At 62.1% G+C, this 22,134-nt stretch carries 13 protein-coding genes; all 13 read right to left on the reverse strand.

The window, feature by feature from the left end; all coding sequences use genetic code 11:
• Nucleotides 1-92: 92 nt before the first annotated feature.
• Nucleotides 93-581: a MaoC family dehydratase gene (locus CO660_RS02535; RefSeq protein ID WP_097597230.1), complete on the reverse strand. Its 489-nt coding sequence runs from the start codon at nt 579-581 to the stop codon at nt 93-95.
• An 89-nt stretch (nt 582-670) separates the two neighbouring features.
• Nucleotides 671-2,647: a glycogen debranching protein GlgX gene (glgX, locus tag CO660_RS02540; RefSeq protein WP_097597231.1), complete on the reverse strand. Its 1,977-nt coding sequence runs from the start codon at nt 2,645-2,647 to the stop codon at nt 671-673.
• A 13-nt stretch (nt 2,648-2,660) separates the two neighbouring features.
• Nucleotides 2,661-4,292, reverse strand: a complete 1,632-nt coding sequence (locus CO660_RS02545) for an alpha-D-glucose phosphate-specific phosphoglucomutase (protein ID WP_085779474.1) — start codon at nt 4,290-4,292, stop codon at nt 2,661-2,663.
• A gap of 6 nt (nt 4,293-4,298) precedes the next feature.
• Nucleotides 4,299-5,741, reverse strand: coding sequence for a glycogen synthase GlgA (gene glgA / locus CO660_RS02550; RefSeq protein ID WP_097597232.1), 1,443 nt, complete (start codon nt 5,739-5,741; stop codon nt 4,299-4,301).
• Nucleotides 5,742-5,744: 3 nt separating this feature from the next.
• Nucleotides 5,745-7,007, reverse strand: a complete 1,263-nt coding sequence (gene glgC / locus CO660_RS02555; protein WP_085779472.1) for a glucose-1-phosphate adenylyltransferase — start codon at nt 7,005-7,007, stop codon at nt 5,745-5,747.
• A gap of 18 nt (nt 7,008-7,025) precedes the next feature.
• Nucleotides 7,026-9,233, reverse strand: coding sequence for a 1,4-alpha-glucan branching protein GlgB (glgB, locus tag CO660_RS02560; protein ID WP_097597233.1), 2,208 nt, complete (start codon nt 9,231-9,233; stop codon nt 7,026-7,028).
• Nucleotides 9,230-11,692, reverse strand: a complete 2,463-nt coding sequence (locus CO660_RS02565) for a glycogen/starch/alpha-glucan phosphorylase (RefSeq protein WP_097597234.1) — start codon at nt 11,690-11,692, stop codon at nt 9,230-9,232. The genes glgB and CO660_RS02565 overlap by 4 nt, the downstream gene beginning before the upstream one ends.
• Nucleotides 11,693-11,964: 272 nt before the next feature.
• Entirely contained in the window at nt 11,965-13,185 is a 1,221-nt protein-coding gene (locus tag CO660_RS02570; protein ID WP_097597235.1) for a TadE/TadG family type IV pilus assembly protein, read from the reverse strand.
• A gap of 114 nt (nt 13,186-13,299) precedes the next feature.
• Nucleotides 13,300-14,187 (reverse strand): transglutaminase family protein, encoded by an 888-nt coding sequence (locus CO660_RS02575; protein WP_097597236.1) that lies wholly within the window; start codon nt 14,185-14,187, stop codon nt 13,300-13,302.
• Nucleotides 14,184-16,601 carry a circularly permuted type 2 ATP-grasp protein gene (locus tag CO660_RS02580; protein WP_097597237.1) on the reverse strand — a complete coding sequence of 806 codons (2,418 nt, stop codon included), beginning with the start codon at nt 16,599-16,601 and terminating at the stop codon, nt 14,184-14,186. The genes CO660_RS02575 and CO660_RS02580 overlap by 4 nt, the downstream gene beginning before the upstream one ends.
• Nucleotides 16,602-16,638: 37 nt before the next feature.
• A complete protein-coding gene (locus CO660_RS02585; protein ID WP_097597238.1) occupies nt 16,639-19,962 on the reverse strand; it encodes a transglutaminase family protein in 3,324 nt (1,107 codons plus the stop codon).
• A 110-nt stretch (nt 19,963-20,072) separates the two neighbouring features.
• Entirely contained in the window at nt 20,073-21,455 is a 1,383-nt protein-coding gene (locus tag CO660_RS02590; RefSeq protein WP_097597239.1) for a sensor histidine kinase, read from the reverse strand.
• Complete coding sequence (locus tag CO660_RS02595; protein ID WP_085779464.1) at nt 21,452-22,129, reverse strand: response regulator transcription factor; 678 nt, start codon at nt 22,127-22,129, stop codon at nt 21,452-21,454. Before CO660_RS02595 ends, CO660_RS02590 begins: the two co-directional genes overlap by 4 nt.
• Nucleotides 22,130-22,134: the final 5 nt, after the last annotated feature.

A 22,134-nucleotide genomic window follows, 5' to 3' on the forward strand; every position in this document is an offset into this window, starting at 1 on the left:
TGACAGTTGCGGGCCCATTCGTGCCAATGCCTGGCATCTGTGATGGATACGGCGAAGCCATCAATCCGGGTGCGTAGGAAAGCGGCTCTTGCCTACGCGTCTTCCGGCCGGTCCTTCGGGTCGAACTGGATGATGGTGATCCATCTTGCCGTCAGGGCCGGCTTCTTCTCGTTTTCGATTTCGATCGTCACGTCGTAGGTGGTCATCAGCATGCCGCCGCCGCGGAAGCGGGCGTCGGAGAGCAGGAAGCGGCCGCGAACACGGGCGCCGCTCCTGACCGGGGTCATGAAGCGGACCCGGTCGAAGCCGTAGTTGATGCCCATGGTCTGCTCGCGCACCCTCGGCAGGCAGTTGTAGTTCATCGCCGACAGCAGGGACAGCGTCAGGAAACCATGGGCGATCGTGCCGCCGAAGGGGCTTTCAGCGGCGGCGCGCTCGGGATCGACATGAATGAATTGATGGTCGTCGGTCGCCCCCGCAAAGGCGTCGATCATTGTCTGATCGACGGTGATCCAATCCGAAAGACCCGTTTCCATGCCGATCAATCCCCGCACGTCGGAGAGTGAAATTTCCGTGACCATGAATTCCTCGTGAGAAAAGCCACCGGGCAAAGCCTTATCGTGCATTCATGACGATTGCGACAAGGATTTGAGTAAGTTGGGGGAGGCGGTCATTTTTCTACGAAAAAGGCGACGGAGCGTGGCTCGACGGTCACGCTGGCACCCGCCTTCTTCGCTCCCTCCTGCGTCAACTGGCGCCAGCCCGGCTCATTCTCTGACGGGAGCGTAAAGAGCTGGCGGCTCTCGGAACGATTGAAAAGCACGGCAAGCCGGGTCTGTTTGCCGCGCGAGGAGCGGTCGCCTGTGGTAAGCAGCATGCCGAGGGTCGAGAGCGACGGCGTCTCCCATTCCGCAACGGTCATCGGTTCGCCGGAGAGTGAGATCCATTCGACGTCGCCGTTGCCGGAAAGGAAGCCCGTTTCGGAAAAGACGGTAAAGCGCCGGCGCAGTCCTGCGACGAAAGCGGTATGGGCGACGAGATCCTCGTTCAGCGCCTTCCAGTCCAGCCAGGTGATCTCATTGTCCTGGCAATAGGCATTGTTGTTGCCGCGCTGGCTGCGGCCGCCCTCGTCGCCCGCCGTCAGCATGATGCTGCCGCGGGTGGCAAAGAGCGTTGAGATCAGCGCCATGACGTCGTTGATCCGCCGCTTGCGGATACTGGGATAGAGGGTCTCGCCTTCGACGCCGTTGTTCCAGGAATGGTTCTCGTTGTGACCGTCCCGATTGTGCTCGCCGTTGGCGTCATTGTGCTTGCCGGCATAGGAGACGAGGTCGATCAGTGTGAAGCCGTCATGGGCGGCGAGGAAATTGACGCTGCGCGTCGCTTTGCTGTCGTTGCGGGAGAAGATGTCGGAGGAACCGGCAAGCGCCGTTGCGAGCGAGCCGGTCTTCCATTGGTCGCCACGCCAGTAACAGCGCAGATCGTCGCGAACCCTGTCATTCCATTCGAGGAAGGACAGCGGGAAGTTGCCGAGCTGGTAACCGCCCGGACCGATATCCCAGGGTTCGGCGATCATGATGCGGTCGGCAAGCAGATCATCGGCAAGGATCGCAGCGAGCGTTCCGCCGTCGCGCTCGAAGCCGCTCGCGGTGCGGCCCAGCACCGGGGCGAGATCGAAACGGAAACCATCGACGCCGGCGTTGAGCACGAAATGCCGCAGGCTGTCGATGACGAGGCGCCTGACTTCGGGATGGTCGCAGGCGATCGTGTTCCCGGTACCGGTGTCGTTGATCAGTTCGCCGGGGCTGTTTCGGGCGTGGCGGTAATAATGCAGGTTGTCGAGGCCGCGCAGCGACAGCGTCGTGCCATAGCGATCGCTCTCGCCGGTATGGTTGAAGACTAGATCGAGGATGACGGCGATGCCTTCGGCATGGAGAGCGGCGACCGTCCTGCGCAGTTCCGCCATGCCGCGGGGGACAATCCGCGGATCGAGCGCCATCAGGCCGACGGGGTTGTAGCCCCAGCCGTTTGTGAGACCGAGCGGCGGCAGATGGCGCTCATCGATCCAGGCGGTAATCGGCATCAGTTCGATGGCATCGACCCCGATCCGCTTCAGATGCGCGATAACGGAGGGATGGGCAAGGGCTGCGACCGTGCCGCGTTCGGCTTCCGGCACATCGGGGTGAAGGATGGTGAAGGGCCGCACCGCCACTTCATAGATAAAACCGCCCGGTTTGAAGAGCGGCTTGTCGATTGCGGCCGGGGTGTCGGTGGTGACGATCGCCTTCGGCATCAGATCCTGGCTGTCCTCGCCGTAGAGCCCGAGGCGGGGATCGTAGCGGAACGGCCGGTCGATTTCCGTGGCGTAGGGATCGATCAGCAGTTTGGACGGGTCGAACCAGAGGCCGTTGTCGGGCGCATAGATGCCGTCGGCGCGATAGCCGTAGCGGGCGCCTTGACCGAGGCCGTCGACGAAGAGGCGATGGACGTGGTTGCCATCGCGGGCCATCGGTAGGCGCGCAAATTCCCTGTTGCCGTCACCGTCGAAGAGGCAGAGTTCGATCTGCGCGGCGTGATGCGACCACACGGAAAATTCGACGCCGGTCTCGAAGACGATCGCACCCCGCGCCGAATTGCTGTCCCGCATGTCCGTCCCCGGATCAGGTGATCACGGTTGGCTCATCGCGTCCCGTTCGCTCACGAATGCTGGCAATGCTTTCGGCGGCCGCAATCAGATCGGCGAGCGCTTCCTGCGTTTCGATGTTGTGACGAGTCGAATCCGGCTCGTAGCGCTCGATATAGACGCGCAAGGTTGCGCCAGACGTGCCGGTGCCGGAGAGACGGTAGACGACGCGGGAGCCGCCCTCGAAGAGCACACGGATGCCCTGATGCTCGCTCACCGACTTGTCGATCGGGTCGTGGTAGGCGAAGTCGTCGGCTTTCTCGACCTTCAGGCTGCCGATGTTCTTGCCGGCCAAGGTGGAAAGCTGGCTGCGGAGATTGTCCATCAGGCCATTCGCCGCGTCGGTGTCCAGGCCTTCATAATCGTGGCGCGAGTAATAGTTGCGACCGTAGGTCTGCCAGTGCTGGGTGACGATGTCGGCGACGCTCTCGCCGCGCACGGCAAGGATGTTTAGCCACAGCAGCACGGCCCAGAGGCCATCCTTCTCACGGACGTGATTGGAGCCCGTGCCCGAGCTTTCCTCCCCGCAGATCGTCGCCATGCCGGCGTCGAGCAGATTGCCGAAGAACTTCCAGCCGGTCGGCGTCTCATACATGCCGATGCCGCGTTTTTCGGCGACGCGGTCGGCCGCGCCCGATGTTGGCATCGACCGGGCGATGCCGGCGAGGCCGCCGGAATAGCCGGGGGCGAGATTGGCGTTGGCGGCAAGGATCGCCAGGCTGTCGGAAGGGGTGACGAAGATGCCGCGGCCGATAATGAGGTTGCGGTCGCCGTCGCCGTCGGACGCGGCGCCGAAATCGGGGGCGTCCTCGCCCATCATCTCATCGAAGAGTTCCTTGCAGTGAACGGGGTTCGGATCGGGGTGATGGCCGCCGAAATCCGGCAGCGGCATGAAATTGCGCACCGAACCGAGGGGAGCGCCAAGACGATTTTCGAAGATTTCCTTGGCGTAGGGTCCGGTGACGGCGCTCATGCCGTCGAAGGCGATGCGGAAACCGAGGCTGATCAGATTGCGGATGGCGCCGAAATCGAACAGTTCTTCCATCAGCGCGGCATAGTCCTCGACCGGGTCAATGACCGAGAGGATCATGCCGCCGGGAAGCTCGTCCTTGCCGATGCGGTCGAGATTGACGTCGGCGAAATCGGCGATCTTGTAGCTGTCGATTGTCTTGGAGCGCGCATAGATCGCGTCGGTGATCTTCTCCGGCGCCGGGCCGCCATTATTGATATTGTATTTGATGCCGAAGTCTTCGGTCGGGCCGCCGGGATTGTGGCTGGCGGAGAGGATGATGCCGCCGAAGGCCTTGTACTTGCGGATGATGTGGGAGGCGGCCGGCGTCGACAGAATGCCGCCCTTGCCGACCATGACCTTGCCGAAGCCGTTGGCAGCGGCCATCTTGATCGCCTTCTGGATGACTTCGCGATTGTAGTAACGTCCGTCGCCGCCGATGACGAGGCACTTGCCCTGATAGCCTTCCAGCGAATCGAAGATCGCCTGGATGAAATTCTCGGCATAATTCGGCTGCTGGAAGACCGGAACCTTCTTACGCAGACCCGACGTGCCGGGTTTCTGGTCCAGATAGGGCGTGGTGGGTACGGACTTGATCATTTTAGGTCACATGCCTTTCGAGACGAGGCTTGAATAGAGGGCAGCGTAGCGTTCGGCGCTCTTCTCCCAGGAGACATCCGATTTCATGCCTTGCTTTTGCAATTGGGTCCAGAGTTTTCGGTCCGCGTAAAAATGCATCGCACGGCGGATTGCCTGTAGCATGCCCGTTTCGGTCACGGGTGAGAATTGTATGCCGGTTGCCACTTTCGCCGCAAGTGCGGCGTGATTGGCGTCGATCACGGTGTCGTTCAATCCGCCGGTGCGGGCGACGATCGGCACGCAGCCATAACGCAGGCCGTAAAGCTGGGTGAGGCCGCAGGGTTCGAAGCGCGACGGAATGATGATGGCGTCGCAGCCCGCCTGCATCAGGTGCGACATCGGTTCGTTATAGCCGATCGACACGCCGATCCGGCCGGGATGGCGGCTGGCGGAGGCAAGCAGAGCGCCTTCGAGCGCTGCTTCGCCGGAGCCGAGCACGACGAGTTTGCCGCCCATGGCGACGATCTGGTCGGCGACGTTGGCGACGATATCCATGCCCTTCTGCCAGGTGAGGCGGCTGATGACGCAGAAGATCGGCGCATCGTCATTGTCGAGGTGGAAGAACTCGGCGATCGAGCGGCGGTTTTCCTCGCGGTTCTTCAGCGTCGTCGGGCCATAATGGGTGTGGACGACGGGATCGGTCGCCGGGTTCCAGACATCGGTGTCGATGCCGTTGACGATTCCATGCAAATCGTCGATGCGGGTGGCGATGACGCCTTCGAGCCCCATGCCGAATTCCGGCGTCAGGATTTCGTCGGCATAGGTGGGGCTGACTGTCGTGACCGCATGGGCAGTCTGCAGGCCGCCCTTAAGGAAGCCGACGGTGCCGTAATATTCGATGCCGTTCATGGCGAAGGCATGATCGGGCAGACGCAGACCGGCAAAAATCTCCGGGCCGAACTGGCCCTGGAAGGCGATATTGTGAATTGTCAGCACGCTCGGCAGTTCCGGGGTCGGATAATAGCGCATGTAGACCGAGGTCAGCGCCGCCTGCCAGTCGTGGGTGTGGACGAGATCCGGCCGCCAGCCGGGCAGCAGACCGGCTGCGATTTCGGAAGCAGCGAGCGACAGGGCGGCGAAACGGCGCCAATTGTCGGGATAATCCTTGCCAAGCGGATCAAGATAGGGACCGCCCGGCCGCTCGTAATAGGCGGGCGCGTCGAGGACGAGCAGATCGAGACCCTCATGTTCAACCTCGAGCACGGTCGCCCGCTCACCGAGCAGGTCCGGGAATTCGAGTCTGACGGCAGGGTCGCGAATGACCTTCATGACGGCGGGGTAGCCGGGCAGGAGGGTCTTGGTCTCGACCCCGAAGGCTTTCAGAGCAATTGGCAGGGCACCTGACACGTCGGCCAGACCCCCTGTCTTGATCAAGGGGAAGACTTCGGACGAAACCGAAAGAACTTTCATACGTCAGATATCCAGCTTGTCGATCATCGGTTGGGTGATCAGGCAGATGCCCCCTTCCGACCGCCGGAAGCGTTTGGCGTCGAGTTCGGGATCCTCGCCGACGACCAGCCCTTCCGGAATGACGACACCATGGTCGATCACGACGTTCTTGAGCTGCGCCCGCCGTCCGATCTTCACATTCGGCAGGATGACCGCCCCTTCCAGCTTGGAAAAGGAATTGGCCCTGACGCCGGTGAAGAGCAGGCTTTTGTTGAGGCTGGCGCCTGAGATGATGCAGTCGCCTGACACAACCGAGGAGGTGGCCGAACCGCGGCGGTCGTCGTCGTCATGGACGAACTTCGCCGGCGGGGTGATCTCGGCATAGGTCCAGATCGGCCAGGACTTGTCGTAGATATCGAGCTCCGGGACGATGGCCGTCAGATCGATATTGGCCTGCCAATAGGCGTCGATCGTGCCGACGTCGCGCCAGTAGGGCTCGTGCTCAAAATCGGAGCGGACACAGGATTTGGCGAAGCGGTGGGCGACGGCCTTCCCGTTTTTGACGATATAGGGGATGATATCCTTGCCGAAATCGCGGCTCGATGTCGGGTCGGCGGCGTCGCGGCGCAGCGCATCGAGCAGGAACTTGGTGTGGAAGACATAGATGCCCATCGAGGCGAGCGCGAAATCCGGCTTGTCGGGAATGCCGGGGGGATCCGCCGGCTTTTCGATGAAAGCGAAGATCTCATCCTTTTCGTTGACATGCATGACGCCGAAGCCGGTCGCTTCCATGCGCGGCACTTCCAGGCAGCCGATCGTCACGTCCGCGCCGGAATCGACATGCTGCTGGAGCATGTATTCATAGTCCATCTTGTAGACATGGTCGCCGGCGAGAATGACCATGTATTCGACGCCGTAATCCTCGATAATATCGATGTTCTGATAAACGGCGTCGGCGGTGCCTTCATACCATTGCGTTTCGGAAACGCGCTGCGAGGCAGGCAGGATGTCGAAGCTTTCGTTTCGCTCCGGGCGGAAGAAGTTCCAGCCGCGCTGCATGTGGCGGATCAGCGAATGCGCCTTGTATTGCGTCGCGACGCCGATGCGGCGAATGCCCGAATTCAGCGCGTTGGACAGCGCGAAATCGATGATGCGTGCCTTGCCGCCGAAATAGACGGCGGGCTTGGCACGCCGGTCGGTGAGTTCCTTGAGACGGCTCCCCCTGCCGCCCGCCAGAACGTAAGCCATTGCGTCGCGGGCAAGTGGCTGAATACGCTTCTCTACCATTTTCTCCTCCCACCAGTCTTAATTTTCAGGTTCAAGCATGATTGTCGCCAAGGGCGGCAGCGTGATCGAGCAGGTGATATTGCCGCCGGCATCGACGGCCTGCACGCGCCCGCCATTGCCCTTCCCGCTACCGCCATAGATGTCGGCATCGGTATTCAGAATCTCCCGCCAGCGGCCTGCGGAAGGCAGGCGTAACAAGTAGTTCTCGCGGTAGACGGGAGTAAAGTTGGTGATGACGACGATCGGCTTCTGGCCCGGCGCCTTTCGCTGCCAGGCGAAGACGGAATTCTCGCCGTCGTCGGCAATCAGCCATTCGAAGCCGTCGCCCTCGCAGTCACGCTCATGCAGGGCGGGCTTGCTGCGATAGGTGAAGTTGAGGTCGCGCACCAGGCGCCGCATGCCCTCGTGCATACGATATTGCAGCAGGTTCCAGTCGAGCGACCGATCCTCGCTCCATTCGCTCCACTGGGCGAATTCCTGGCCCATGAACAACAGCTTCTTGCCGGGATAGCCCCACATGTAAGCGTAGTAGGCGCGCAGATTAGCGAACTTCTGCCAGTCATCGCCCGGCATCTTGGCGATCAGCGAGCCCTTTCCGTGAACGACCTCGTCGTGCGACAGCGGCAGGACGAAATTTTCCGAATAGGCATAGAGGAGGCCGAAGGTGAGCTCGTTATGATGGTGTTTGCGGTGCACCGGGTCGCGCTTCATATAGCTCAGCGTGTCATGCATGAAGCCCATGTTCCATTTGAAACCGAAGCCGAGCCCGCCTTCATGCACGGGTTGCGAGACTTTCGGCCAGGAGGTCGATTCTTCGGCGATGGTCATGACGTTGGGGTGCTGGCCGTAGATGCGGATGTTGAGGTCCTGCAGGAAGCGGACGGCTTCGAGGTTCTCGTTGCCGCCATATTCATTCGGAATCCATTCGCCGTGCTTGCGGGAATAATCGAGGTAGAGCATCGAGGCGACGGCATCGACGCGCAGGCCGTCGAGATGGAATTTCTCGGCCCAGTAGAGAGCATTGTTGACCAGATAGGAAACCACTTCGGTGCGGCCGAAATTGTAGATCGCCGTGTTCCAGTCCGGATGGAAGCCCTTGCGCGGGTCTTCGTGCTCGTAGAGCGCCGTGCCGTCGAACCAGCCGAGGCCGTGTTCGTCGGTCGGGAAATGCGCCGGTACCCAGTCGAGGATGACACCGATGCCCACCTTGTGGCAGCCGTTGACGAAGCGGGCGAAGCCTTCCGGCTCGCCGAAGCGGGCGGTCGGCGCATAAAGGCCGGTCGTCTGGTAGCCCCAGGAGGGATCGTAGGGATGCTCGGTGATCGGCAGAAATTCGATATGGGTGAAACCCATGTCGACACAATAGGGGATGAGACTGGAGGCAAGTTCGTCCCAGGACAGCATGGTGCCGTCCTGCCGGCGCTGCCAGGAGCCGGCATGCACCTCATAGATCGAGATCGGCTGTCGGCGCTTGTCGGTTTCGCGCCAGTGCTTCAGATGGGCCTCATCCTCCCAGACCTGCTCCAGCTCGGCGGCGGCGATCGAGGCGGTCTTGGGTCTGAGCTCGCTGCGGCGGGCGAAGGGATCGGCCTTAAGCGGCAGCAACACGCCGTCGTGGCCGCGAATCTCGAACTTGTAGGCGACGCCGAGCGGCACATCGGGAGCGAAGATTTCCCAGATGCCGCTGTCGGCGCGAAAGCGCATGACATGGCGGCGGCCGTCCCAACCGTTGAAATCGCCAACCACGGAAACGCGCTGGGCGTTCGGCGCCCAGACCGCGAAGTGAATGCCCTGCGCGCCGTCATGCTTGATGAGATGCGCGCCCATCTTGTCGAACAGGCGCAGATGCGAACCTTCACGGGCGAAATAATCGTCCATCGGCCCAAGCACCGGCCCGAAGCTGTAGGGGTCGGTGACTGCCCATTCGGCGTCACCACGCCGGGCGCGGTAGCGCACCGGCTGCAGCTTCGCGAGCGAAACCGGCCCGGCGAAGAACCCATCGGCGTGGAGCTGATTCAATTCGCCGATGATGCCGCCATCGAGCGTCATGGCTGTCACTTCCTCGGCACCCGGGATGAAGCACCGGGCAACGAAAGCGTCGCCGGCTTGGTGCACACCTAGGATGGCAAAGGGATTGGAATGCGAGCCGGCAAGGATCGCCGTGATTTCATCTGCCGAAATTTCCCAGGAAAGCTTTACTTCAGGGAGGGTTTTCGGCGTTTTCATCCGGCTCTCCAGATTTCGTCTGCATATTGCCTGATCGTACGGTCGGAGGAGAACCAGCCCATCCGTGCGGTATTGTTGATCGTCTTCGTGTACCAGGCCGCCTGGTTGGTCCAGATCTGGTCGACGTCGCGCTGGGCCTGGGCATAAGCGTCGAAATCGGCGGCGACCATGAACCAGTCATGCGAATAGATGCCGTCGATCAGCGCCGTGTAGCGATTACGGTCATCGGGCGAGAAGACGCCGGAACCGATGGCTGAGAGCGCCTGGGAGAGTTCGCGGGAGCCTTCGATAATGGCGCGGGGATTGTGGCCATCACTGCGGACCTTGGCGACCTCGTCGGCCCTAAGGCCGAAGATGACGATGTTATCCTCGCCGACATTGTCACGCATCTCGACATTAGCGCCGTCGAGCGTGCCAATCGTCAGCGCGCCGTTGAGGCCGAACTTCATATTGCCGGTGCCGGAGGCTTCCATACCGGCGGTCGAAATCTGCTCGGAAAGGTCGGCGGCGGGAACCATGACCTCGGCGAGCGAGACATTGTAGTTGGGCACGAAGACGACCTTCAGCAGGCCGCGCACCGACGGGTCGTTGTTGATGGTGCGGGCGACGTCGTTGATCAGTTTGATGATGAGCTTGGCGTTGTAATAGCTCGGCGCCGCTTTGCCGGCGAAGAGTTTTACGCGCGGCACCCAGTCCAGTTCCGGATGCGAGCGGATCTGGTCGTAAAGCGCGACGGCTTCGATGATGTTCAGAAGCTGGCGTTTGTATTCATGGATGCGCTTGATCTGGATGTCGAACATCGCCGACGGATCGAGCTTCACGCCCATGCGGCTGGCGACGAGATTGGAAAGGGCCACCTTGTTGGCCCGCTTCACTGCGGCAAACTTCTGCTGGAAGCTCGGGTCGGAAGCATGCGCCTCGAGCGGGCGCAGCTTTTCGGCGTCATCGAGGAACTCATCGCCGATCGCCTCGCGGATCAGACCGGTGAGGCTGGGATTGCACTGCTGCAGCCAGCGACGCGGCGTTATACCGTTGGTCTTGTTGTTGATGCGCTGGGGGTAGAGCTTGTGCAGGTCGGCGAACACCGTGACCTTCATCAGGTCGGTGTGCAGGGCCGAGACGCCGTTGATCGAGTGCGAGCCGATGAAGGCGAGATTGCCCATGCGCACGCGGCGGTCGCCGCTTTCCTCGATCAGCGAAATCGAGCGGATTTCGCTGTCGGAGAAGTTCTTGCCCTTGCGGGCATCAAGCAGGATCTTGGCATTGATCGCGTAGACGATCTGCATGTGGCGCGGCAGCAGGCGCTCGAAGAGCGGAACGGGCCAGCTTTCCAAGGCTTCGGGCAGTAGCGTGTGGTTGGTGTAGGAAAAGGTGCGGTGGGTAATATCCCAAGCCTGGTCGAAATCCATACCGTGCACGTCGCAGAGCAGGCGCACCAGTTCGGCGACCGAGACGGCTGGATGGGTGTCGTTCAGCTGAATGGCCACCTTGTCAGGCAGCGAGGTGAAATCGTCATATTGCTGCAGGTGGCGGCGCAGAATGTCTTGCAGCGATGCAGACGAGAAGAAGAACTCCTGGCGCAGGCGCAGTTCCTGGCCGGCAGGGGTGGCGTCGGCGGGGTAGAGGACGCGGGTGAGGCTTTCGGCCTTGTTGCTTTCGCGCAGCGCGCCGATGTGGTCACCGGCGTTGAAGGCATCGAGCAGGATCGGATCGATCGGCTGCGCCGACCAGAGGCGTAGCGTGTTGACTCGTTTTCCCCGCCAGCCGACGACCGGAGTGTCGAAGGCGGCGGCGATGACGCGCTCGGCCGGCTTCCAGACGTAGCGCGGCTGGTCATCATGGGTGGTGATGAATTCGACAGAGCCCCCGAAACCGATTTCATAGGAGCTCTCGCGGCGCTCGAATTCCCAGGGATTGCCGTGGGCGAGCCAGTTCTCGGGCAGTTCCACCTGCCAGCCGTCGGCCATCTGCTGCCGGAATAGGCCGTGGACGTAACGAATGCCGTAGCCATAAGCCGGAACATTGACCGTCGCCATGCTCTCCATGAAACAGGCGGCGAGGCGGCCGAGGCCGCCATTGCCGAGCGCTGCATCCGGCTCCAGGCCGGCAATGACATTGACGTCGACGCCGAGCGAGGCCAGCGCATCGCGAACCTCTTCCATCAGGCCGAGATTGGACACGGCATCGCGCATCAGCCGGCCGATCAGGAATTCGAGCGAAAGATAATAGACGCGCTTGGCGCCGGTCGCATAGACCTCGCGTGTGGAGGCCATCCATTTGTCGATGATACGGTCGCGCACCACCAGGATCGTCGCCGTCAGCCAGTCATGCGGCTTTGCCACCTTGGCATCCTTGCCGATGCGATAGGTCAGACGTTCGATGATTTCCTCAGCGAGAATTTCCGGCCTTGAGCTGCGGGGAGCGGGAGAGGGGATAACCGGCTTGGAAACGGTATTCATGGTCAGATCTCGCCAATTTTAATTTGGTTTCAGGCGGTTATGCCTGATTTAATCGATTTGTCGCCTGCGCTTGCGACAGTTTATGCATCGTTAGGAAGCACTTGCAACAAAGGATTTGGACAAACGAAAAATTTGCGAAACCTTCATATTCACATTGCCGGGGAGGATTGATTTCAATCGTCTTTCCCGAGCTGATCGCGGTCAGCAACGGCGAAAAGCCGCGCTGGTTTGTTCCGGCGCGGCATTTCCTTGCCCTGTGTCGTGGCCGTAGCTCAGTTCGTCAGACGTGTCAGCTGAGCCGAGGCCTTCGCACCGATCGCCTGAAAGGCGGCAAGGAGGTCTTCCATTTTTTCAGCCTGGAAATAATGGGAGTCGTCGGAGGCGCAATAATGCAGCAGCGCCTGCCCGCCTGCGGGTGCCATAAAGGCAATCGTATAGATTTCAATGCCTTTCGATTTCGCGTCGTCGCATGTCTTCTTCGTCGCGGTATCGTAGGAACGGCCCCCGCTGCTGTCATTGTTGTTGTCGCCGTCCGTCATGAAGACGATGTACTTCTTGGGCACTTGCCCGGTTTTCTGCTGATGGGCGGCGTTTTCAACGTCATTCCCGGCAGCGTTCTTAGCTGTCAGAGACAAATAGGCCGTGTTCATTGCGCCGCTGGAGTTCGTGCCGCCTCCTGACTGAAGCGCGTTGACGTAGTTTGAGGCAGCGGCGGTCCCCCAGGCGAGACTGCTGGCGGGGTATTCAACGATATCGTACGATACCGCGCCTGTGCGTACATATTCGGCATTGGGATCCGCGCTATTAAGTTGACCGAAGAGATTGCCGGCGGCGAGCTTCAGCGCTTCTATCTTTGTGTAATAACGCGTACGCGTGCCGGTGCAGGTGTCGTAGACTGTCTTGCCGCCATTGTTCAGATGAGGATTGCACTTGTAGGTGAAGGATTCCGTCATCACCGTGGTGGTCGGATCTCCCATCGACCCCGATTTATCGAGCGCGAGGAACATGGAAATCGAGCCTTGGGTCTCTGAATGACCACCGACCGTCGTGCCGGTGGTGGAGAGATGCTGCGTGCTGAAGCCGACTGCCTGCATGAGCGGGTTGACCGTGAGGTCGTAACTCGGCGAAACGGTTACTTGGTAGGATGTCGATTTGCCCGATGTCGTTGTTTGGACATTGACGCTCGTCGTGCTCTTGATGTCGGTACCGCTCTGCAGATAATTCGCCATCTGCCCCGCGACGAAATTGCGGGCGAAGGCTTCGGCCTCAGAGGTCTGGATCGTGCCGTTCCCCAGGGCTGTCGCAGTTGCCAGCGCCGCCGAATCGGCTGCTTCCTGCAATTTCTGTTTCGAGAGCAGCATATCACCGACCTGGATCGCCATGCCGGCTGCGCCGAGAAGAACCGGCGCCAAGATCGCCGTCATGATACCGAAATTACCGCCTCGATCGCTGAACATGCGACGCAGGCAGGGATGCAAAATGGAGGTGCTCATCATGTTCACCCAACTGAAAACCCTGTGAGGTGATTTACGCACGCTGCTTCTTTACGCAGTCCTTACCGCGTCAATAGAATTTTAACGTATCGGCTAATTTTTCCAATTTTGGGATCATTTCAGCGGAATGACGTCGACCGCCTGAACGGAGCGTTGGCCGCCATAGCTTTTCAACACACCGATGACGGGGACGACGTCGGAATAGTCCCGGCCATAGGCGACGACAATATGGTCCATGCCGGCGGGGATGTTGTTGGTCGGGTCGAGTTCGATCCAGCCGATCGTCTCGCCGCACCAGACCCGCACCCAGGCATGCATCGCGTCCGCCCCTTCCAGCCTTTCCTTGCCGGGGGGCGGAATGGTGCGCAGGAAGCCGGAGACGTAGCCGGCCGGAATGCCGAGGCTTCTAAGCGCCAGGATCATGACATGGGTGAAATCCTGGCAGACGCCGCGCTTCAGCCTGAACGCTTCGAGGGGGGTCGTGTCCACCGCGGTTGCGTCGGAATCGTAGGTGAAATCCTTATTGATGCGGGCGCAGAGCGCATGGGCGATCTGCATGGCTGTCAGCTGGGGCGTGACGCAGCTTCGTGCGTAATCGCCAATCTCGCGCGTCTGCGTCAGGCGCGGGCTGTCGCCAAGAAAGTGATGCGGCGAATCCGGCGCAAGTGACCAGACGCCGGATATTTCCTCGGGCAAGTCGGCAAGCAGCGGCGAGAAATCGGCGGCGATCGGCTGGCTTTCGACCTGCACACGGGCCTGCATGCGAATGTCGAGCGTCTCATGCGGCGTCCGCAGCATGAAGGAGGTGGCGGGATGCTGAAAGAAATCGACGAAATGAGACTGCTCGTCCGGCGTCGGCGAGATGGTGATCGAGCCGGCGACCAGGCGTTGCCGGTTGTTCAGCGACAGCGGCATCAATCGCATGATATGGCGAGCGCCGGAGGCCGGCACGTCGTAGCTGTAACTCATGCGGAGCGAGAGATCGTAAAGCACTGCCATCACCCGAGATAGGTCTGGGCGAGCAGATCAGAAAGCTGCTCCAACTCGCGTTCGAGCCGCTGGTAGACCTCTATCCCCATGCCCTCCGGCGTCATTACCGCCAGACCGGAATGAAGCCGCATCGCCTCGCGGTAGAAGGGCGACATCTGCCCATTGATCAAGGCGTTCGGCAATTGCTCGACCTCATGATGGATTTCGTTCACCTGGAAGAGGACCGAGCGCGGATTGAGGGGGTCGAGCGCCAACAGGTCGGTGACGGTTAGCCTTGCTGTATTGACGTTGTAGCGGCGACGGTGAGTCATGACGCTGTCGCCGATCTCGAGCAGCATGTCGAGCGCGCCGTCGGGCGCTTCCGGGCCGGACATGTGGCCGAGCAGGCGCGTCATGTGCAGGCCGCGCTCGATATAGCGGCCGAGGGAGAGGAAACGCCAGCCCATGAAGCGGTACATGTTCTCGTGCACGAGGCCGGCAAAGCCCGCGAGCTTGCGCAGGAGGATCGTCATCGCATGGCTGGCGTCATCGCCGGCAGTGACGGTGGCGTGAAAGCGGCGGGCGGTTTTGGCGAGATCGTTGAGGGCGAGCCAACCATCGGGCGAGAAGCGGTCGCGGATGTTGCTGGCGGAATAGACGGCGCTGTCGATGTTGCGCAGGAGCCTCTCGGGCACGGGCTCGGCGGTATCGATATCGACGGCCGCGAGATAGGCGGAGACGTCGGCGAGCAGCGGCTGGCTCGGATCGGCGGCTTCGGCATAACGCGCATGCCAGGCGCGCAGGATCCGCAACGCCCCTTCGGCGCGTTCGATATATCGGCCGAGCCAGAACAGATTGTCGGCCGCCCGGCTCGGCAGGCTGCCAGGCATGTTGCGGGTGAAGCTGCCCTCGGCCGGCAGCAGGGTGTGGCGCTCGACCGGCTTGTCGCTGACGATCCAGACGTCGGCGGCTGCTCCGCCGGACTGCATGGCGATCGCCGAGACGTCGGCGCCGGAGCCGATGCGGGCAAAACCGCCGGGCATGATCTGCCAGCCGTTTGCCGTGCGGGCAGCGAAGACGCGCAGCGACATCGGCCGCGGCATGAGTTTGCCATTCACCCAGGCGGGCGTCGTCGACAACGTGACGACTTCCTGACCGACCAGTTTCTGACCGTCCGAATTCAGCCAGTTGGCGATGGAATCTTTGGCCGTTGCCCGCAGCGACGAGCCGAGCACGGATTCGCCGTTGTCGTCGAAGAAAGGCGCACGGGAATAGGCCGGGCCGATCACCATTTTCTCGATATTCTTGGCGACCTGCTCGCGCTCTTCCTTCTGGCCGCACCACCAGGTGGCAATCGACGGCAGTTTCAGATCCTGCCCCAGCAGATGCCGGCAGATGGTCGGCATGAAGGCGAGAAGCGCCCGGGTTTCGAGAATGCCGGTGCCGAGCGCGTTGACGATGGTGACGCTTTCGGCACGCAGCGCTTCCACGAGACCGGGCGTGCCGATATGCGAATTCTGGTTCAGCTCCAGCGGGTCGGCAAAGGCCGAATCGAGGCGGCGCCAGAGCACACCGATCGGCTTCAGGCCGGCGACGGTGCGGACCATGACGCGGCCCTTGACGACGGCGAGATCCTCGCCCTCGAGCAGCATGAAGCCGAGATAGCGGGCGATGTAGGCGTGTTCGTAATAGGTCTCGTTGGCAGGACCTGGCGTCAGGACGGCGATGCGGTCGTCGCCTGAATGTTTCATGTCCTGCAGCGCATCGCGGAAGGCGCCGAAGAACGAGGCGAGGCGGTGGACGGGCGTTTCGGCGTAGATGTCGGAGAAGGCGCGGGTCGTCGCGACGCGGTTTTCAAGCGCGAAGCCGGCGCCGGAGGGAGCCTGGGTGCGGTCTGCCAGCACCCACCAATTGCCGTCAGGCCCGCGGCCGATTTCGAAGGCGCAGAAGTGCAGATAGTGGCCGGATGCCGGCCGGATGCCGGCCAGCGGGCGCTGAAATTCGGGATTGGCGGCGATCAGCGCCGGCGGCAGGAATCCTTCCTCGACCAGCCGGTTCTCGCCGTAGATATCGGCAATGATCGCCTCCAGGAGGTCGGCGCGCTGGACGAGGCCTGCCGACAGCGCCTGCCATTCGCGCTCGTCGATCAGCACCGGGATATGCGAGATCGGCCAGGCGCGTTCGCCGGCTCCCTTGCTGCCATAGGCACGGTAGAAGACGCCGGCGTCTCTGAGGTAGCGGTCGGCGCGGGCGAAACGCTCCGCGAGATCCTTTTCCGGCATTGCGCCGAGATGCGAGAGGAAGCGCTGCCAGACGGGGCGGACCGCGCCTTTATTGTCGACCATCTCGTCGGCGGTACCGGGAAGCGGCGCATAGCCGAAGGCCGCATCCTTGCCGATGCTGCTCTCCGCCTCTTGCCTGCGCTCCACTGCCGGTCTCTTACCCATCAAACCCAACCTCACCCTCGGCCTCTGCCCCCGGGTCTCAAATGCCGGCAGGCCGCCTCAGATCCAGCGTCAGCGGGAATTCCGGCGAACCCGTCTCGGCGCGCGGGATGAAACCGCCCGCAGTATGCCCCCACGGCTCGAAGCGGGCCAGCCGCCTTGCTTCCGCCTCGTTGCCGTTGACCGGGAAGGTGTCATAGGTCCGGCCGCCCGGATGGGCAACATGATAGATGCAGCCGCCAATCGAACGCTTCGACCATGTATCATAAATGTCAAAAGTCAAAGGTGTGTTGATCGGCAGCACCGGATGCAAGCCCGAAGCCGGCTGCCATGCCTTGTAGCGGACGCCGGCGACCGATACGCCCGACGTGCCGGTCGGCGTCAGCGGCAGGATGCGGCCGTTGCAGGTGACGGTGTAGCGCGCGGTATTGCTGGTTTCCAAGCGTACCTGCAGGCGTTCGACGGACGAATCGACATAGCGAACCGTGCCGCCGATCGCGCCTTGCTCACCCATGACGTGCCAGGGTTCCAGCGCCTGACGCAGTTCCAGCTTCGATCCTTCATAGTCGACCTCGCCGCAGAAGGGGAAGCGGAATTCGAGTTGGGCCTTGAACCATTCAGGGCTGAGATCGAAGCCGTTTTGACGCAAGTCCGCCAGCACATCGAGGAAGTCGGCCCAGACATAATGCGGCAGCATGAAGCGGTCGTGCAGCGAGGTTCCCCAGCGCACGAACTTGCCGTCGGCCGGTTTCATCCAGAAGCGGGCGATCAGCGCACGCACCAGCAGCTGCTGGGCCAGCGACATGCGGGCATTCGGCGGCATTTCGAAACCGCGGAACTCCACCAGGCCGAGGCGGCCCGTCGGGCCATCGGGGGAGAAGAGCTTGTCGATGCAGATTTCGGCGCGATGGGTATTGCCGGTCACGTCGATCAAGAGGTTGCGGAACAGGCGGTCGACGAGCCAGGGCAATGGCTGCTGGCCGCGGCCGGGCGCCGGGATCTGCGCCAGTGCGATTTCCAGCTCGTAGAGGCTGTCGTGGCGGGCTTCATCGATGCGCGGCGCTTGGCTGGTCGGGCCGATGAACAGCCCGGAGAAGAGGTAGGAAAGCGAGGGATGGCGTTGCCAGTGCAGCACGAGGCTCTTCAGCAAATCCGGGCGGCGCAGAAAGGGGCTGTTGTTCGGATTGCTTCCGCCGACGACGACATGGTTGCCGCCGCCGGTGCCGGTATGGCGGCCGTCGATCATGAACTTGTCGGCGCCGAGACGGCTCTGGCGGGCCTCCTCGTAGATGGCAGTGGTGATGTCGACCGTCTCTTTCCATGTCGAGGACGGATGAATGTTGACCTCGATGACGCCGGGATCCGGGGCGACGCGGATGACGTTGATGCGCTCGTCTTGCGGCGGCGGATAGCCTTCGATGTGAACGGCGAGACCGAGAGTGGCGGCCGCTCTTTCGGTCGAGGCGATGAGATCGAGATAATCTTCGAGCGTTTCTGTGGGCGGCATGAAGACGCAGAGGCGGCCGTCGCGCGGCTCGACGGAAATCGCGGTGCGGACGTGGCCGCCGATCTCGTTCAACGATTGAGGTGCCGCCGGTTGCTGGCCGGTGAAGGGCTGGAAGTGCGCGGCCTGTAGCGGACGCCCGCTATCCTCGGCGAAATCCGGCAGTTCCGGGCGCTGCACAAACGGATCGAGCGGGTTGATATAGGGATATTGCGAGGGCGGGATATAGGTGAGCGAATTGAGCGGCAGACGATAGCCGACCGGGCTGTCGCCCGGCACGAGGAAGATGCGGCCGCGCCGCGTCGACCATTTCTCGCTCGTCCAGGTGCGGCCGCTGGCGCGCGCGTTCCAGGCCTGAACAGGCAGGACATAACCGGTCGGGCGGGTCAGTCCGCGATCGAAGACACGGGCGATACGGCTGCGCTCCTCGGCGTCCTTGAGCTTGGAATTCGCCGGATCGACATTCTCCGGCAGGTTCGCTTCCTTGGTGAGCCATTCGGCGGGATCCTCGAAGGCCGGCGCGACATATTCCGGGGACACATCCAGCTCGCCGGCAATCGCCGTGAGCAGCCGGCCGGCATCATCCTCCGTGACCTCATAATTGCGGCCCTCGCTGGCGACGAGATTGTCATCGGACCAGATCGGCAAGCCATCTTTGCGCCAGTAGAGCGAGAAGGTCCAGCGCGGCAGGCTTTCGCCCGGATACCATTTGCCCTGGCCGTAATGCAGAAAGCCGTTCGGGGCGAAGCGGGTGCGAAGCCGGCGGATGAGCGCGTCCGCCTTTTCGCGCTTGGTCGGGCCGACGGCCTCGGTGTTCCATTCGGCGGATTGAAAATCGTCGATCGAAACGAAGGTCGGCTCGCCGCCCATGGTGAGGCGCACATCCTCGGTTTCGAGGATACGATCAACTTTCTCGCCGAGTTCGTTGAGTTCGTTCCAGCTGTCATCGGAGAAGGGCTTGGTGATGCGCGGATGCTCGGCAACGCGCGAGACCTTCATATCGAAGGCGAATTCGGTTTCGGCCTCGCCGAAATAACCGCCCGAGATCGGCGCGGCGTTGCGGTAATGCGGCGTTGCTGCAAGCGGGATATGGCTTTCGCCGGTCAGGAGGCCGGAGGTCGGATCGAGGCCGACCCAGCCGGCACCCGGCAGATAGACCTCGGCCCAGGCATGCAGGTCGGTAAAATCGACTTCGGTGCCGGAGGGGCCGTCGAGCGCCTTCAGGTCAGGCGTCAGCTGAATGAGGTAGCCGGAGACGAAGCGCGCGGCAAGGCCGAGATGGCGCAGGATCTGGACGAGCAGCCAGCTGGTGTCGCGGCAGGAGCCTTTGGCGTTTTCCAGCGTCTCTTCCGGCGTCTGCACACCGGCTTCCATGCGGATGACATAGCCGATCTGCCGCTGCAGGCGGGCGTTCAAACCGACGACCATATCGATCGTCGGCTGGCCCGGCGACCAATCGAGCGTCGGCAGCAGCGCCTTGAGACGCGGGCCGGCCGGCTCCGGCGTCATGTAGATCGACAGATCCTCACGGATGGTTTCAGGATAGTCGAACGGCCACTTGGTCGCCTCCTCCTCTACGAAGAAATCGAAGGGATTGTAGACCGTCATGTCGGCGACCAGGTCGACCTCGATCTTGAACTCGGTCACGGGATCGGGGAAGACGTAGCGGGCGAGGTAATTGCCGTAGGGGTCCTGCTGGAGGTTGACGAAGTGGTTGGAGGGCGTGACCTTCAACGAGTGGCTGAGCACCCGCGTCTTCGAATGCGAGGCCGGTTTCAATCGGATGATCTGTGGGCCGAGGCGGACCGGTTTGTCGTAGGTATAATGCGTCAGATGATAGATGCTGGCTTTGATCGACATATTTCTCTTTTTATCCGGCGCGCATCATTGTGCGGCTTGCTGTTCCCGAAGTCAGTGTGTGCAATGCAGCGAAAGAAAGCAAGGGCCGAACGTCGAGGACCCGGCGGCTTTTACGCCGCTTTGGCGAAGGTGACCGCCACCTTCAGACCCTTGCCGCCCGCGCCCGGTTCCAGCGTCAGGGCGGCGTTGAAAAGATTGGCGATTTCTTCGACGATCGGCAGGCCGAGGCCGGCGCCGGGCGCGCCGGAATCATTGCCGCGCGAAAAGCGCCTGCGAACCGCCTCCAGCTTCTCGCTGGGAATACCGGGACCATTGTCCTCGACTTCGAGGCGAACCGTGTCGGCGGCTGCGATGATGCGGACGGTGACCTCAGCCCCCTTGCCGGCATAGGCGATGGCGTTGCCGGCGAGATTGCGCAGCATCTCGCCGATCAGCAGCGGCTCGGCGCGGATCATGGCCGGGCTTTCGCCCTCGAAGCCGAGATCGATACCGGCGACGGCGGCCGCCGGGATCTGCTCGCCGGTGATTTCCTGAGCGATTGCCGCAAGGTCGATGGCGGAGGCGGTCAGCGCCTCCTTGGCCGTGGCGGCATCGATCTTCGCCATCAGGAGAAGCTGAGCAAGGATGCGCTCGGCATGCGCCACGGCCTGGTCTCCCTTCAGCGCCGCCGCCTGGGCTTCATCAAGCGTGCCGGCGCGGGCGGAAAGGGCGAGCTGGGTGCGGATGATCGCTAAGGGCGTGCGCAACTGATGGCTGGCGTTGCCGGTGAAATTGCGCAGCGCATCGAGGGCCGACTGCAGGCGGACCATGAAAGAGTTCACCGTATCGACCAGCGGCTCGACCTCGCTCGGCACGGTTTGTTCGATCGGATGCAGATCGTCAGGGCTGCGTTCGCCGATAGCGTCGCCGAGCTTGTAGAGCGGGCGGAGCGCCACCGTGACCGATATCCAGACGATCACCGCCGCGCCCAGGATCATGAAGGCGAGACGCAGCGCTGAACGTACGAGAATCGCCTGCGTCAATTGCCGACGGGCGATGGTGGTTTCGGCGACCGTCACGACGAAGGGCACGGAGCGGATGCCCGTCGAGGCCGAGCGCTCGAGAGTGGCGATGCGGATCGGTTCGCCGCGGAAGCTGTCGTCGGCAAAGGCCGCTGCATTGCCGGGCGTTTTCTTCAGGACCGGCAGGGATTGATAGCCGGTGATGAATTGACCCGGAGGGCCGTCAACACGGTAGAAGACCCGGTCCTGCGCCGCCGAGGTCAGCATTTCAAGAGCGACATAGGGAATGTCGACCTGCAATGTCCCGTCTTCGGCGACGACGACGCGTTCGGCAATTGCCAGAGCAGAGCCGGCGAGCACGCGGTCCGAGACGATATTCGACGTCTGGACCGCTTCGCGATAGGTATCGGCGAGCGCCAGCGTGCCGATGACGGCGGTCGAGATCAGCAGCCAGAATAGCAGCCGGCGCCTGAGGGAGTAGGCGGCTTTCATGAGGCCCCGGGCAGCTTGTCGAGATAGTATCCGATGCCGCGGGCGGTCTTGACCGTAAGGCCGTGCGGCGAGAGGCGTTTTCTCAGCCGGCTGACATATTGCTCGATCGCGTTTGCGGAAATATCGTCGTCGAAGGCCGTCAGCGACTGGATGATCGCCTCCTTGGCCACGACCTTGCCGGCCCGCATGAAGAGGATTTCGAGCAAGCCGAGTTCGCGGGCGGGAATATCAAGCGGGGTATCGCCTGATGAAAAGGTGCGGGAATTGAGGTCGAAGGAAATGCCGCCGAAACCGACGGTCGCCGAACGCAGCCCGGCTTGGCGGCGCAGCAGCACGCGTACGCGGGCCTCGAATTCGGTAATATCGAACGGTTTGATCAGATAATCGTCGGCGCCGAGATCGAGACCCTTCACCCGTTCTTCCGGCGTGCCCCGCGCCGTCAGGATCAGGACGGCTGCCTGGTTCTGCCGGGCGCGCATGGCGCGCAGCACGTCGAGCCCGTCCATCTCGGGCAGGTTGAGGTCGAGAATGACAAGATCGAAATTTTCCGCGGCGATAACCGCATTTGCCGATGCGCCGTCATGGACGACGTCGACGGCATGGCCCGTGCCGCGCAAAATCGCCGACAGGCCGTCGGCCAACGCGATATTATCTTCTGTGAGCAGGATGCGCACGGATG

The organism is Rhizobium sp. L9, from assembly GCF_002531885.1.
Lineage (GTDB): Bacteria > Pseudomonadota > Alphaproteobacteria > Rhizobiales > Rhizobiaceae > Rhizobium.

Bases quoted from the DNA above. Each gene is read 5' to 3' on its own strand.
- CO660_RS02535 (WP_097597230.1), bottom strand. From the start codon at position 581: ATGGTCACGGAAATTTCACTCTCCGACGTGCGGGGATTGATCGGCATG.
- glgB (WP_097597233.1), bottom strand. From the start codon at position 9,233: ATGAAAACGCCGAAAACCCTCCCTGAAGTAAAGCTTTCCTGGGAAATT.
- CO660_RS02590 (WP_097597239.1), bottom strand. From the start codon at position 21,455: ATGAAAGCCGCCTACTCCCTCAGGCGCCGGCTGCTATTCTGGCTGCTG.
- glgX (WP_097597231.1), bottom strand. From the start codon at position 2,647: ATGCGGGACAGCAATTCGGCGCGGGGTGCGATCGTCTTCGAGACCGGC.
- CO660_RS02580 (WP_097597237.1), bottom strand. From the start codon at position 16,601: ATGGGTAAGAGACCGGCAGTGGAGCGCAGGCAAGAGGCGGAGAGCAGC.
- glgC (WP_085779472.1), bottom strand. From the start codon at position 7,007: ATGGTAGAGAAGCGTATTCAGCCACTTGCCCGCGACGCAATGGCTTAC.
- CO660_RS02565 (WP_097597234.1), bottom strand. From the start codon at position 11,692: ATGAATACCGTTTCCAAGCCGGTTATCCCCTCTCCCGCTCCCCGCAGC.
- CO660_RS02570 (WP_097597235.1), bottom strand. From the start codon at position 13,185: ATGAGCACCTCCATTTTGCATCCCTGCCTGCGTCGCATGTTCAGCGAT.
- CO660_RS02585 (WP_097597238.1), bottom strand. From the start codon at position 19,962: ATGTCGATCAAAGCCAGCATCTATCATCTGACGCATTATACCTACGAC.
- glgA (WP_097597232.1), bottom strand. From the start codon at position 5,741: ATGAAAGTTCTTTCGGTTTCGTCCGAAGTCTTCCCCTTGATCAAGACA.
- CO660_RS02545 (WP_085779474.1), bottom strand. From the start codon at position 4,292: ATGATCAAGTCCGTACCCACCACGCCCTATCTGGACCAGAAACCCGGC.